Origin of the sequence: Streptomyces sp. NBC_00234, assembly GCF_036195325.1 — a bacterium.
Classification (GTDB): Bacteria; Actinomycetota; Actinomycetes; order Streptomycetales; family Streptomycetaceae; genus Streptomyces.
Genome location: NZ_CP108101.1, coordinates 2,836,109 through 2,849,452, shown reverse-complemented (window position 1 = coordinate 2,849,452; position 13,344 = coordinate 2,836,109). Strand labels below are relative to the sequence as shown.

8 protein-coding genes are annotated in these 13,344 nt (G+C 71.2%); all 8 read left to right on the top strand.

All coding sequences use genetic code 11. The features are described from left to right. Positions 1 to 9: 9 nt before the first annotated feature. The 8 genes from mmsA (at position 10) to OG230_RS12360 (ending at position 13,265) form a co-directional block, all read left to right on the top strand. The gene (gene mmsA, locus OG230_RS12395; RefSeq protein WP_328910241.1) at positions 10 to 1,512 is read left to right on the top strand and encodes a CoA-acylating methylmalonate-semialdehyde dehydrogenase; all 1,503 of its coding nucleotides are present in this window, start codon (positions 10 to 12) and stop codon (positions 1,510 to 1,512) included. A 76-nt stretch (positions 1,513 to 1,588) separates the two neighbouring features. Further along, the gene (locus OG230_RS12390; protein ID WP_328910240.1) at positions 1,589 to 2,644 is read left to right on the top strand and encodes a phosphotransferase family protein; all 1,056 of its coding nucleotides are present in this window, start codon (positions 1,589 to 1,591) and stop codon (positions 2,642 to 2,644) included. Between the two features lie 46 nt (positions 2,645 to 2,690). Then, the gene (locus OG230_RS12385) at positions 2,691 to 3,299 is read left to right on the top strand and encodes a DUF4291 domain-containing protein (RefSeq protein ID WP_328910239.1); all 609 of its coding nucleotides are present in this window, start codon (positions 2,691 to 2,693) and stop codon (positions 3,297 to 3,299) included. A 108-nt stretch (positions 3,300 to 3,407) separates the two neighbouring features. Beyond that, entirely contained in the window at positions 3,408 to 6,059 is a 2,652-nt protein-coding gene (locus OG230_RS12380) for an alpha/beta fold hydrolase (protein WP_328910238.1), read from the top strand. Beyond that, positions 6,056 to 6,934, top strand: a complete 879-nt coding sequence (locus tag OG230_RS12375; RefSeq protein ID WP_328910237.1) for an ABC transporter permease — start codon at positions 6,056 to 6,058, stop codon at positions 6,932 to 6,934. Before OG230_RS12380 ends, OG230_RS12375 begins: the two co-directional genes overlap by 4 nt. 126 nt (positions 6,935 to 7,060) lie before the next feature. Next, positions 7,061 to 8,650 (top strand): vWA domain-containing protein, encoded by a 1,590-nt coding sequence (locus OG230_RS12370; protein ID WP_328910236.1) that lies wholly within the window; start codon positions 7,061 to 7,063, stop codon positions 8,648 to 8,650. Positions 8,651 to 8,784: 134 nt separating this feature from the next. Beyond that, a complete protein-coding gene (locus OG230_RS12365) occupies positions 8,785 to 12,819 on the top strand; it encodes a golvesin C-terminal-like domain-containing protein (RefSeq protein WP_328910235.1) in 4,035 nt (1,344 codons plus the stop codon). After that, the gene (locus tag OG230_RS12360) at positions 12,816 to 13,265 is read left to right on the top strand and encodes a hypothetical protein (RefSeq protein ID WP_328910234.1); all 450 of its coding nucleotides are present in this window, start codon (positions 12,816 to 12,818) and stop codon (positions 13,263 to 13,265) included. The genes OG230_RS12365 and OG230_RS12360 overlap by 4 nt, the downstream gene beginning before the upstream one ends. Positions 13,266 to 13,344: the final 79 nt, after the last annotated feature.

Sequence of the window (13,344 nt, the reverse complement as noted above, 5' to 3'; positions counted from 1 at the left end):
CACGTAGTCATGACGAAGACCGTCAACCACTGGATCGGTGGCAAGAGCGTCGAGGGCACGTCGGGCAATTACGGTCCGGTCACCGACCCCGCCACCGGTGCCGTCACCACCAAGGTCGCGCTCGCCTCGCTCGAAGAGGTCGACGCCGCGGTCGCCGCCGCGAAGTCCGCGTACGAGACGTGGGGCACGTCCTCGCTCTCCGCCCGCACCGCGGTCCTCTTCCGCTACCGCGCACTGCTCGACGCCCACCGCGACGACATCGCCGCGCTGATCACCGCCGAGCACGGCAAGGTGCACTCGGACGCGCTCGGCGAGGTCGCCCGCGGTCTGGAGATCGTCGAGCTGGCCTGCGGCATCACCACGCAGCTCAAGGGCGAGCTGTCCACCCAGGTCTCCAGCCGGGTCGACGTCTCCTCGATCCGTCAGTCGATCGGTGTGGTCGCCGGCATCACGCCGTTCAACTTCCCCGCCATGGTGCCGATGTGGATGTTCCCGCTCGCCATCGCCTGCGGCAACACCTTCGTCCTGAAGCCCAGCGAGAAGGACCCGTCGGCCGCCAACCTGCTGGCCGAGCTGGCCGCCGAGGCCGGTCTCCCGGACGGTGTGCTCAACGTCCTGCACGGTGACAAGGTCGCCGTCGACGGGCTGCTGAACCACCCCGACGTGGCCGCGGTCTCCTTCGTGGGCTCCACCCCGATCGCCCGCTACATCCACACCACCGCCACGGTCAACGGCAAGCGCGTCCAGGCGCTCGGCGGCGCCAAGAACCACATGCTGGTCCTGCCCGACGCCGACCTGGACGCGGCGGCCGACGCCGCGGTCTCGGCGGCGTACGGCTCCGCCGGTGAGCGCTGCATGGCGATCTCCGCCGTCGTCGCCGTCAGCTCCATCGCCGACGAGCTCGTCGCCAAGATCAAGGAGCGGGCCGAGAAGATCAAGATCGGCCCCGGCAACGACCCCGCGTCCGAGATGGGCCCGCTGATCACCGCCGCCCACCGCGACAAGGTCGCCTCCTACGTCACGGGCGCCGCGGCCCAGGGCGCCGACGTCGTCCTCGACGGCACCGGTCACACGGTCGAGGGCTTCGAGGACGGCCACTGGATCGGCCTGTCCCTCCTCGACAACGTGTCGACGGACTCCGACGCGTACAAGGACGAGATCTTCGGTCCGGTCCTGTGCGTCCTGCGCGTCGACACCTACGACGAGGGTGTCGCCCTCATGAACGCCTCGCCGTTCGGCAACGGCACCGCGATCTTCACCCGTGACGGCGGCGCAGCCCGCCGCTTCCAGCTGGAGATCGAGGCCGGCATGGTCGGCGTCAACGTCCCGATCCCGGTGCCGGTCGGCTACCACTCCTTCGGTGGCTGGAAGGACTCGCTCTTCGGCGACCACCACATCTACGGCAACGACGGCGTGCACTTCTACACCCGCGGCAAGGTCGTCACCACCCGCTGGCCCGACCCGGCGGACGCCCCCTCCGGCGTCGACCTGGGCTTCCCCCGCAACCACTGATCCGTACACCGGACCACGAAGCCCCCGCCCTCTCCCGGGCGGGGGCTTTCCGCGCCCCGGGTGAAAGGGTGGCCGGATGACGAATCCACCACTGCCGTTCGGGGAAGCGCTACGGGCCGGTCTGGGCGAGCCCGGGGATGCCCGGATGCTGGAGAGCAGCCCGCGTTCGAGGGTCTGGCGCATCGCGCCGGCCGGCCGTCCGGCGGTGCTGAAGCAGCTCGTGGAGGGGCCCGACGCCGAGGAGCGCTACGGGCGTGAGGTGGCGGCGCTGCGGATCGCCGCCCGTGCCGGAGCGGCCGGAACACCCGTGGTGCCCGCGCTGCTGGGCACCGACCCCGAGGAACGCGTGCTGGTCCTGGAACTCGTGGACGACCGGCGCCCGCCCGCCGACTGGATCGTCGACTACGCGGAGGCCCTGGCCCGGCTGCACGCCACCGCGGAACCCGGCGACACCGGTTCCCTTCCCCGCTGGCAGGGCCCGACGCAGGCCGACGCCACCGCCTTCCTCACCCTGGCCGACGCCCTCGGGGCCCCGGTGGCACCGGGCGTGGCCGGAGAGCTCGACGCCCTGGTCCACCGGCTCGCCCACGCACCGGGGAACGCCCTGCTCCACGGGGACCCCTGCCCGGGCAACGACCTGCACACCGCCGACGGCATCAGGTTCATCGACTTCGAACAGGCTTCGCTGGGCAACGGCCTGATGGAACTCGCCTACCTGCGCATCGGCTTCCCGACCTGCTGGTGCGTCACCGCTGCGGCCCGACCGCTGCTGGACCGGGCCACCCACGCCTACCGCGCGGCCTGGCACACCGCGACCGGCACCGAACTCGACGACACGGGCCTCGCCGACGCCTGCGCGGGCTGGCTGATCCGCGGCGACGCCCTGGTCCAGCGGGCCCACCGGGGGACCACCGACCACCTGGCCCGCGTCCCGGACGAGGACTGGACGTGGGGCACCACGACAGCCCGGGGCCGCCTCGTCCATCGGCTGGGCGCAGTCGCCGAACTGACCACGGACCACCCGGAACTCGCCGGTCTGGGCACCCTCGCCACGGACCTGCGCGACCGGATGCTGACGCGCTGGCCGAGGCTGGAGCCCGTGCCCGCGAAGCGCCCGTGGTACACGCAGTGAAAAAGCCGGTGGCACGGGACCGGCCGCCCCACGCATCCTGAACGCCATGACCACTCCGCCCCACGAGATCCGCGCCCTGCACACCGCTTCGACCGTCACCGTCTACCAGGCGTACCGGCCGGCCATCGGTCTTCCGGCCGCCCGCGACGGCCGCTTCCCCGCCGTCTGGAAGCGCGACCGCATGACCTGGATCAAGCCGAGCTTCCTGTGGATGATGTATCGCTGCGGCTGGGCGGCGAAGGAGGGCCAGGAGACGGTCCTCGCAGTCGAGATCACCCGTGAGGGCTTCACCTGGGCGCTGGAGAACGCCGAACTCTCCCACTACGTGCGGGGAGCGCACCAGGACCGTGCCACCTGGCAGCGCGCCCTGCGCCGGGCGCCGACCCGCGTCCAGTGGGACCCGGAGCGCGACCTGCACCTGAACCAGCTCCCGTACCGCTCCCTGCAGCTCGGGCTGGCGGGCGAGGCGGCCCGGCGGTATGCGGACGAGTGGACGGTCTCCATCCGGGACGTCACGCCGCTCGCCCGGGAGATCCACGGGCTCGTACGCGCGGGGGAGACCGAAGCGGCTGCCGCGCTGCTGCCGCGGGAGACCCCCCTGCCCTTCACCGGGCGAGTGCCCCGCCCGGTGCGGGCGCCCGCGCACGAGGGCTGACGTACCGCGTCCGGAGTACGGCGGGGGAGCCCCGTACCTCTCAGGGAGGCCGGGCACTTCCCCCTGCCGGCCTCTTACGGACGGCCGTCACCCGCTTAGGGTCGAGACATGGACTCCCCAACTTCCCGGTGGCGGCCCCGGCTGCCACGCAAGCGCGGCCGATGGGCCGCGGGCCTCGCCGCGCTCGTCGTGCTCGCGGCCGGCGGTACGTGGACCGCGGTCGCCGACGACAGCGCCCCCGCCGTGCAGCGCGAGGACCGGATGCTGCGGATGGACGGGGTGCCGATCGACACCTCGTACTTCACCACCGGAGGTGCGGAGCGGCGCCCCGCCGTGCTCATCGGGCACGGCTTCGGCGGCAGCAAGGCCGATGTGCGGGCGCAGGCCGAGAAGCTGGCCGCCGACGGGTACGCCGTACTGACCTGGTCGGCCCGTGGGTTCGGGAAGTCGGGTGGGGAGATCTCCCTCAACGCACCCGATGCCGAGGTCAAGGACGTGTCCGGGCTCATCGACTGGCTGGCCGGCCGGCCCGAGGTCGAACTCGACGGCAAGGGAGACCCCCGGGTCGGTCTCACCGGCGCCTCCTACGGTGGGGCCGTCTCCCTCCTCGCCGCCGGATACGACCAGCGCGTCGATTCCGTCGCACCGGTGATCACGTACTGGAATCTGGCCGACGCGCTGTTCCCCGACGGCGTCTTCAAGAAGCTCTGGGCGGGGATCTTCGTCACCACCGGCGGCGGCTGCGAGAAGTTCGAGAAGCGGCTCTGCGAGATGTACGAGCGGGTCGCCGTCAACGGGAAGCCGGACGCGGCCGCCCGCGAGCTGCTGACCGAGCGCTCCCCGGTCGCCGTCGCCGACCGCATCGACGTACCCGCACTGATCGTGCAGGGCCAGTCGGACTCCCTCTTCCCCCTCGACCAGGCCGACGCCATGGCGAAGGCCATCAGCGGGAACGGCGCGCCCGTGTCCGTCGACTGGATCGCGGGCGGGCACGACGGCGGGGACATGGAGGGCGACCGGGTCGCGAGCCGCGTCGGTGCGTGGTTCGACCGGTACCTCAAGGAGGACGAGGGCGCCGATACGGGCCCGGCCTTCCGCGTCACCCGTACCGGCGGCATCGACTCGACCGACGGGGCCGCCCAGCAGCGGGGGGCGAGCAGTGACCGCTATCCGGGGCTGACGGGCGGTGGCGAGGAGATCGCGCTCGCCGGAGGTAAGCAGACCTTCCGCAATCCCGCCGGGGCCAGTCCGCCCGCCATCTCCGCCGTGCCGGGCATCGGCGGCGGGCTCGCGCAGCTGTCGTCCGTCGGCGTCGGGCTCTCGCTCGACTTCCCCGGCCAGTACGCCCGTTTCGACTCCCGGCCGCTGACCGAATCCGTCCGCGTCACCGGCTCACCCACCGTCCGCGTAAACGTTACGGCGGGCAGCGGCGACGCCGTGCTGTTCGGCAAGGTCTACGACGTGTCGCCGGACGGCAAGCAGCAGGTGCTGCCGTCCCAGCTCGTCACCCCCCACCGCATCACCCCGGCCCAGCAGGGCAGGCCCGTCGAGCTGACCCTCCCGGCCGTCGACCACGAGATCGACTCCGGGCACCGGCTCCGTCTCGTCCTGTCCGCGACCGACCTCGGCTACGCGTCGCCGGCCGAGCCCGTCACGTACACCGCCTCACTGGAAAGCCCGCTGACCGTTCCCACGGCACCGCAGGTCAAGACCGCGTCGACCGCGCTGCCCTGGTGGACCTGGGGGCTCCCGGGCGCAGCCGTCGTGATCGCCGCCGCGCTCCTGCTCTCCGCGCGCCGCCGCACCGCGACGCCCGCGCCCGACCCGGCGCTCGCCGACGTCCCGCTCCAGATCACCGGCCTGTCGAAGAAGTACGCCAAGTCCGCGGACCGGTACGCCGTCCGGGAGCTGTCCTTCCGCGTGGAGAAGGGGCAGGTGCTGGGACTCCTCGGTCCGAACGGAGCCGGGAAGACCACCAGCCTGCGGATGCTGATGGGTCTCATCACTCCAGACGAGGGTGATATCCGCGTCTTCGGACACGCGATCCGGCCGGGTGCGCCCGTGCTGTCGCGGGTCGGTTCGTTCGTGGAGGGTGCGGGCTTCCTGCCGCACCTCTCCGGGCGGGCCAACCTGGAGCTGTACTGGCAGGCCACCGGCCGGCCGGCCGAGGACTCGCACATCGAGGAAGCCCTGGAGATCGCGGGGCTCGGCGACGCTCTCGCCCGCGCCGTGCGGACGTACTCGCAGGGCATGCGGCAGCGCCTCGCCATCGCCCAGGCCATGCTCGGGATGCCGGACCTCCTCATCCTCGACGAACCGACCAACGGCCTCGACCCGCCCCAGATCCGCGAGATGCGCGACGTGATGATCCGGTACGCGGCCGGCGGCCGGACCGTCATCGTCTCCAGCCACCTCCTCTCCGAGGTCGAGCAGTCCTGCACCCACCTCGTCGTCATGGACCGCGGCCGGCTCGTCCAGGCGGGCCCCGTCGCCGAGATCACCGGATCCGGCGACATGCTCCTCGTCAGAACCGCGCAGGAGGTCCCGGAACCGCTCGTCGAGAAGATCGCCGCACTCCCGGGGATCGGCTCGGCCGTCCGTATGGGCGACGGGCTCGGGCTGCTCGTACGGCTCGACGGGGCCACCTCGTCCGAGCTGATCACCGAGCTGGTGCGTCTCGACCTGCCGCTGACGGGTGTCGGCCCGCACCGCCGCCTGGAGGACGCGTTCCTCACCCTGATCTCCGGAGGCTCCGCATGAGTGCCGCAGTCGATGTGACACACGCCCCCGAGGCGCCCGGCTACCGGGCCCGGCGCACGCTGCCGCTGCGTGTCGAAGCGATGCGGCAGCTGCGCAGGCGCCGCACCCTGCTCATGGGCGGAGTGCTGGCCGCCCTGCCCTTCATCCTGATCATCGCCTTCGCGATCGGCGGCACCCCCGACGGCGGACCGGGCGGCGGTGAACGCATCACCCTGATGGACACGGCGACGGCCTCCGCCGCCAACTTCGCCGCCACCTGCCTGTTCGTCTCGGCCGGATTCCTGCTCGTGGTGCCGGTGGCCCTGTTCTGCGGGGACACCGTCGCCTCCGAGGCCAGCTGGTCCTCGCTGCGCTACCTGCTCGCCGCACCCGTGCCGCGGACCCGGCTGCTGTGGAGCAAGCTCGTCGTCGCGCTCGGCTTCAGCCTGGCCGCGATGGTGCTGCTGCCCGTGGTGGCACTCGCGGCGGGAGCCGCGGCGTACGGCTGGGGGCCACTGCAACTCCCCACCGGCGGCGCGCTCGCCACCGGGGACACGGTTCCGCGGCTGGCGCTCGTGGTGGCGTTCATCTTCGTCTCCCAACTGGTCACCGCCGCCCTGGCGTTCTGGCTGTCGACGAAGACGGACGCACCCCTGGGAGCGGTCGGAGGCGCCGTCGGCCTCACCATCGTCGGCAATGTCCTGGACGCCGTCACCGCGCTCGGCTCCTGGCGCGAATTCCTCCCCGCGCACTGGCAGTTCGCCTGGGCGGACGCGCTCCAGCCGGACCTGGAGTGGGGCGGCATGGCGAAGGGCGCCGCGGTGTCCGTCACCTATGCCCTGATCCTGTTCGCTTTCGCCTTCCGGGGGTTCAGTCGTAAGGACATCGTGTCCTGACGCTGATATTCCGCACCGATTCCGCCCGCCGTTGCCGCATCGAGATTGATCCGCAACTCGTTCGTCTGCTTTTTCGCCCCTCCTCGTACGTCACATTCACAGATGTCGACGATGTGGGGGGTACCGATGAATCACAGGACGGCGAAGTACAGCGGGACGCTCGCGCTGCTGCTGGCGGGCGGAATGCTGCTCACCGGCTGCGGCGGGGGATCGGACGGCTCGTACTCCGCGGACCGCAAGACCGATGCCAGTGGTTCGAGCGGCGGGGCCCCCGCCCCGGCCGCGACGGCGCCCGGCGCGGCGGCGGACAAGGCCGCTCCGGAACAGGGGAAGGACGCGGCCCGTGAGGTGGCGCCGCCGGACTACCTGTCGACCTTCGCCCTCGACGTGGACACCGCCAGTTACGGCTTCGCGCGCCGCACATTGGGCGACGGGCAGCTGCCAGGACCGGAGACCGTGCGGCCCGAGGAGTTCGTCAACAGCTTCCGCCAGGGCTACGAGCGGCCCAGGGACAACGGCTTCTCGGTGACCGTCGACGGTGCCCGCGCCGGGGCGGGAGCGAGCGACTGGTCGCTCGTCCGGGTCGGGCTCGCCACCAAGGCCGCCACCGGTCAGGGAGAACGCCCGCCGGCCGCACTCACCTTCGTCGTCGACATCTCCGGGTCGATGGCCGAACCGGGCCGTCTGGACCTGGCGAAGAAGTCCCTGGGCATCCTCACCGACGAACTGCGCGACGACGACTCCGTCTCCCTGGTCACCTTCAGCGACGAGGCCGAGACCCGGCTGCCGATGACCCGGCTCCAGGGCAACCGCACCAAGGTCCGGGACGTCGTCGAGGCCATGGAGCCGCAGGACTCCACCAATGTGGACGCCGGTATCAGGCGCGGATACGACGAGGCCGTCAAGGGCCACCGCAAGGGCGCCAACAACCGGGTCGTGCTGCTGTCCGACGCGCTCGCCAACACCGGGGAGACGGAGGCCGACGCGATCCTCGGTCGCATCGACTCCTCGCGCCGCGAGTACGGCATCACCCTGTTCGGGGTGGGCGTCGGCAGCGACTACGGCGACGCGCTGATGGAACGCCTCACGAACAAGGGCGACGGCCACACCACGTACATCTCGGACGAGACGCAGGCCCGCAAGGTCTTCGTCGACCAGCTCCCCGCCCACGTCGAGCTGCGGGCCCGTGACGCCAAGGCCCAGGTGGCCTTCGACCGCGAGACGGTCCAGCAGTTCAGGCTCGTCGGTTACGAGAACCGCAAGGTAGCCGACGAGGACTTCCGCGACGACAGCGTGGACGGCGGCGAGATCGGTCCCGGCCACACGGTGACGGCGCTCTATGCCGTACGCCTCCGGGACGGCGCCCACGGTCACGTGGCGACCGCGACGGTGCGCTGGCAGGACCCGAAGACCAGGGAAGCGCACGAGGAGACCGGATCGGTGGAGACCGGCGCGATCGACGGGACCCTGTGGGGCGGAGACAACACCCGCCTCCAAGTGACGGCCGTGGCCGCGTACTTCGCCGACGTGCTGCGCGGTGGAGATCTGCCCGGTACTCCCGGACTCGGCGAACTCTCCGACAGGGCACGGAAACTGGCGGGCGTCACCGAGGACAGCTCCGTGTCGAAGCTGGCCAGGGCGATCGAACAGGCCGACTCGCTCATGGGCGGAGAAGGCGCGCCGGAGGCGGGTGACGGGGAGGGCGAGATCGGCTGAGGGGGCGTCAGGAAGAGTGGCGCGAGAGAGCCGCCGTGTGGACTGGACCACGGTGGCCTCTCGATCCGCCGCCAGGCCGGCACCTCGTCCCATCGGTGTCCGGCCCCCCCCACTGCACCGAGGCAGGAAGAGCATTGATACGCAGACACAGAAGGAAGAACCTCCAGGCGCTGGTGGCGGCGGGCATCTCGGCCGCGCTGCTGGCAGCCGTCCCCGCCCAGGCCGCCACCCCGGAACCCAAGGCTCCGAAGGGTGCCGCGAAGGGCTGGTCCGAGCCGGCGGCCGACGCGGCACCGGACGCGGCCACGGCGGACCGCAAGCCGGCCGCCATCCCCACCGAGCAGCGCGCGAAGGTGCTCGGAAAGGGATTCACCGCGTCGAAGGACCAGGCGTGGACGACGTCGGGTGACGCGACCGGATTCCATCTGCTCGTCGCCCCCCGCAAGGACGGCTACGCGTGGCGGACCGCGGCCACGCTGTCGGAACCCGGATTCGAGACGGACACCTGGATCGGCAACGCCTGTGTGACGGGCTCGGGCAAGCGCGCCGTGGTCACGTACGCCCCGCGGACGTTCACCAACAAGGCCGACCTGATGGCGCGCGGGGCCTTCACCGCCGTCGTGGAGCTCTCCACCGGCAAGGTGACCAAGCTTCCGGTACAGACGTCCCTCGCCTACTTCTCGCCCGGCTGCGGTACGGGTGAGCAGGCGATCCTGTCCCAGTTCACCGACGACACCATGAAGCGGAACGCCACCCGCCTCCTGCGCGTCGACACGGCCACCGGCAAGGTCGCCGCGCCGGTCGCGCTGACGGGGCAGGTCACGTCCGCGGTGCCGTACGGGGACGAGGCCGTCGCCGCCGACGGCAACCGGATCGTACGCATCGGCATGAAGGGCTCCGCGAAGGGCGAGCGGACCGCGGTCGCCGTCACCGAAGGCATCCCCTTCCAGCTGAGGGCCGACCACGAGGGCGGCGTCGTCTACCTGGACAAGGCCCCGGGCGTGTCCACGAAGGCGAAGGCCGCACCCCGCGGCACCGTGATGCGGGTGGCCTCCGGCGACCTGCGCAAGGGCAACGGCAAGGCCAGGCCCGCACAGCTCGCGCGCGGCACGCTCAGCGCGATGGACCTCGCCGCGTCGGCCGGGGGCACGGTCGTGGTCACCGGCGACACCGAGGCGGGAACGGCCGCGCTGCCCGCGTCCGTCCGGCGCCCGGCGAAGACCCCCAAGGGTTCGCTGGTCTCCACCCGGGGCGAGGCGCTGGTCACCAGGACCGCCTGGGCCGACGGCAAGGACTCCCGTATCCGTGCCGAGGAGGCGCTCACCGCCCGCACGGTGCGGATCGGCGTCAAGGACCTCGACTCGGGCCGCAGCAGCACCCTCGACTCCTTCCCCGGCACGGCGCCCGCCGAGTCCGCCGGGCACCAGCAGTCGCCCGCGCTGCCCGGCGACGCCCAGGCGTCCGGGACGAGCGCACTGGCCGCCGACCCGAACAACCCGGTCGAGGAGGAGCGCACCTGCGCGGTGCCGCGCGGTGACCCGAAGCTCCAGGCGTTCCAGCCCACGCCCCGCCAGATCGAGTGGGCGGTGGACCAGGCGATCACGAGTAACCTGGACAAGCACGTGGTCCGGCCCGCGGACTGGAAGGGCACCGGCATCGGTGCGTACCGTCCGCAGCAGCTCTTCCCCCTGAAGCCGCTCTCGGGCGGCGGCCGTATCCCGGCGCAGGTGATGCTCGGCATCACCGCCCAGGAGTCCAACATGTGGCAGGCCACCCGCTACGCGGTGCCCGGTGTCACGGCCAACTCCCTGATCGGCAACTACTACGGCACGAAGTACAACTCGGACGGCCAGATCCCCGACCCGTGGGCGATCGACTGGACCGAGTCGGACTGCGGCTACGGCATCACCCAGGTCACGGACGGCATGCGCAAGGGCGACACCCAGTGGTCCTCCCTCCAGCAGAAGGCGGTGGCCATCGACTACACGGCCAACATCGCCGCCGGTGTCAACATCCTTGTGGAGAAGTGGAACCAGACCCTCGAAGGCGGTCTGAAGATCGGCAACGCCGACCCGGCCTACCTGGAGAGCTGGTTCTTCGCCCTGTGGGCGTACAACGCCGGCTACTACAAGCAGTCCGACGCGGCCAACAACAAGGGCAAGTGGGGCGTCGGCTTCACCAACAACCCCGCCAACCCGCTGTGGAAGGCCAACCGCACTCCCTTCCTGGAGAGTTCGACCGGTACCGACGACTACTCGCACGCGGCGCACCCGCAGGACTGGCCGTACCAGGAGAAGGTCCTCGGCTGGGCCGCCCGGCCCATCTCGGCCCTGTTCAAGCCGGGTGACATGCAGGCCGGTTACCGCCCCGCGTGGTGGACGACCGTGCAGGACCGTACGGCGCTCAAGCCGCCGGAGGGCCTGTTCTGCGACAGCTCCAACGAGTGCGACCCGTCGAAGATCGGCCCCAACGACTCCAACGACCCGGGCATGGGCGCCTGCACCCGTTCCGACCTCTACTGCTGGTGGAACAAGCCGATCGCGGCGACCGGTTGGAAGAACTGCGCGGTCGGCACCTGCGGCAACGCCATCCACCGCTTCGACGACACCTATCCCGAACAGCCGGACGAGAACTCCTATCCGCCGCGCTGCTCGGGCGGGCTCCCGTCGGGCGCGCTGGTCGTCGACGAACTGCCGGGCGGCACCAGGCCGGCCGGCTCGGACGCGCGTACCTGCGGGGCGGTGAGCTCGGCAGGAAGCTTCAAGTTCACCTTCGCCGCCTCGAACGGCGTGTATCCGGGGAAGATCGACCTGCACCAGATCGGTGCGGGCCACGGCAACCACTTCTGGTTCACCCACACCCGCAAGACGGCCACGGCCGAGGCCGACCGGCTGGAGACCACGGGTACCTGGAGCCTCGGCCAGGACATCAACGGCTGGTCCCGCGTCATGGTCCACATCCCGGACCACGGTGCGCACACCCAGCAGGCCAAGTACGAGGTGGACACCGGAACCGGAAACTTCACCCGGACCCGCTACATCAACCAGAAGATCAAGGCCAACTCCTGGGTGTCACTGGGCGTCTACAACATGAGCGGCAAGCCCAGGGTGCAGCTCGCGAGCCAGACCGACGACGGCGAGGGCAGTGAGGACGTGGCCTGGGACGCGGTGGCCTTCCAGCCGCTGCCGGCCAAGCCCAAGCACATCGTCGCCGTCATCGGGGACTCGTACACCGCCGGCGAGGGCGCGGGCGACTACGCGCCCGAGTCCAACACCGACCACGGCGAGTCCGGCTGGAACGCCTGCCGGCGCAGCAAGAACGCCTGGGGCCGGAAGATCGCGCTCCCGGGGTCCTCGACCCCGCTGGGACAGCTCTCCGACGACTGGAGCACCCAGGCGGAGCTCGGCTTCGTCGCCTGCTCCGGAGCGATGACGAGGAACGTCTGGGACGGGGCGTTCGACCCCGCGTCGCAGAGCTTCGGCGAAGGGCAGTTCAAGGAGATCAACCAGGTCAACTCCGGGGTGCTGAGCTCCGACACGACCCTGGCCATGCTCACCCTGGGCGGTAACGACGGCGGTGGCTTCGCCAACGCGATGCTGGACTGCTCGGGGATCGGCACGAACTGCAACGAGGACCCGAACTTCCTCGTCAAGTACAAGAAGATCATCGACGACCTGATGATCCCGAACCTCAGGACCACCCTGTACGACGTCAGCTTCCGGGCCGACAAGGCGCAGATCATGCTCATGGGGTACCCGGAGCTGCTCAGCCGTACGGTGAAGTGCTCGGGCTCGTACTACTACATGATGCCGGAGGTGGCCGCGCTGGCCGAGCTGGTCAACTACGCCAACAACAAGCAGAAGGCGCTGGTCGACACCCTCAAGGCCGGTGGCATGAAGATCGAGTACGCCAATCCGGTGGACGCGTTCGTCGGTCACTCCGGCTGCGACGATCCCGAGTGGATCAACAAGGTGGTCGTCGGCCCCAACGGCGACGGCGACTTCCACCAGGGCGACCCGGTCACCAAGGTCGGCGGCCAGTGCACCACCGACTGGCTGCCCGAGGTGTGCCTCAGCCGGGAGTCCTTCCACCCCAAGTCCGACGGCACCACGGGCTACGCGGCCGTGATGAAGAAGAGACTCGACGAGATCGGCTACACAGGTTCGTGACCGGAAACAACGACCGGCGCCCCCCGGCAGTCCGCCCACTGGCGCGACTGGCGGGGGGCGCCGCCCTCCTCGTAATCCTCGTCGTACTGGCCGCCGTCGGCGGTCTGGTCTGGTGGCTCCAGGCCGAACTGCCCGCAGGGGCCGACCGGACCACGCGGGAGAACGACCGCCTGCACGCCCAGAGCCTCGCCAGGGGTCTGTCGGCCTCCGCCCACGACGGCGCACTCACCGACGAGGAGATCTCCCGCACGCTGCGTACGGAGCCCTGGGCCGTACGGCGCACCGACCGGGCCATCCGGGTGGTGGCCACCACGACCCCGGCCCTGGGCACCGAGCCCGCGGTCTGCTGGGCCTTCACGCTCGGACTTCCCCTGGGCGCGGACACCTCGGCCCGGACCGCGCTGCATCCGGACAGCTGCCCGGAACGGCGGCCGGAGGCGGGCTGACCGGCGCGCGGAGCGGAGACCGGCAGTCCGGCGGCGTCCTGCGGAAAGGCCGCGCGCGGACCGCCCCGTCACGTCATGA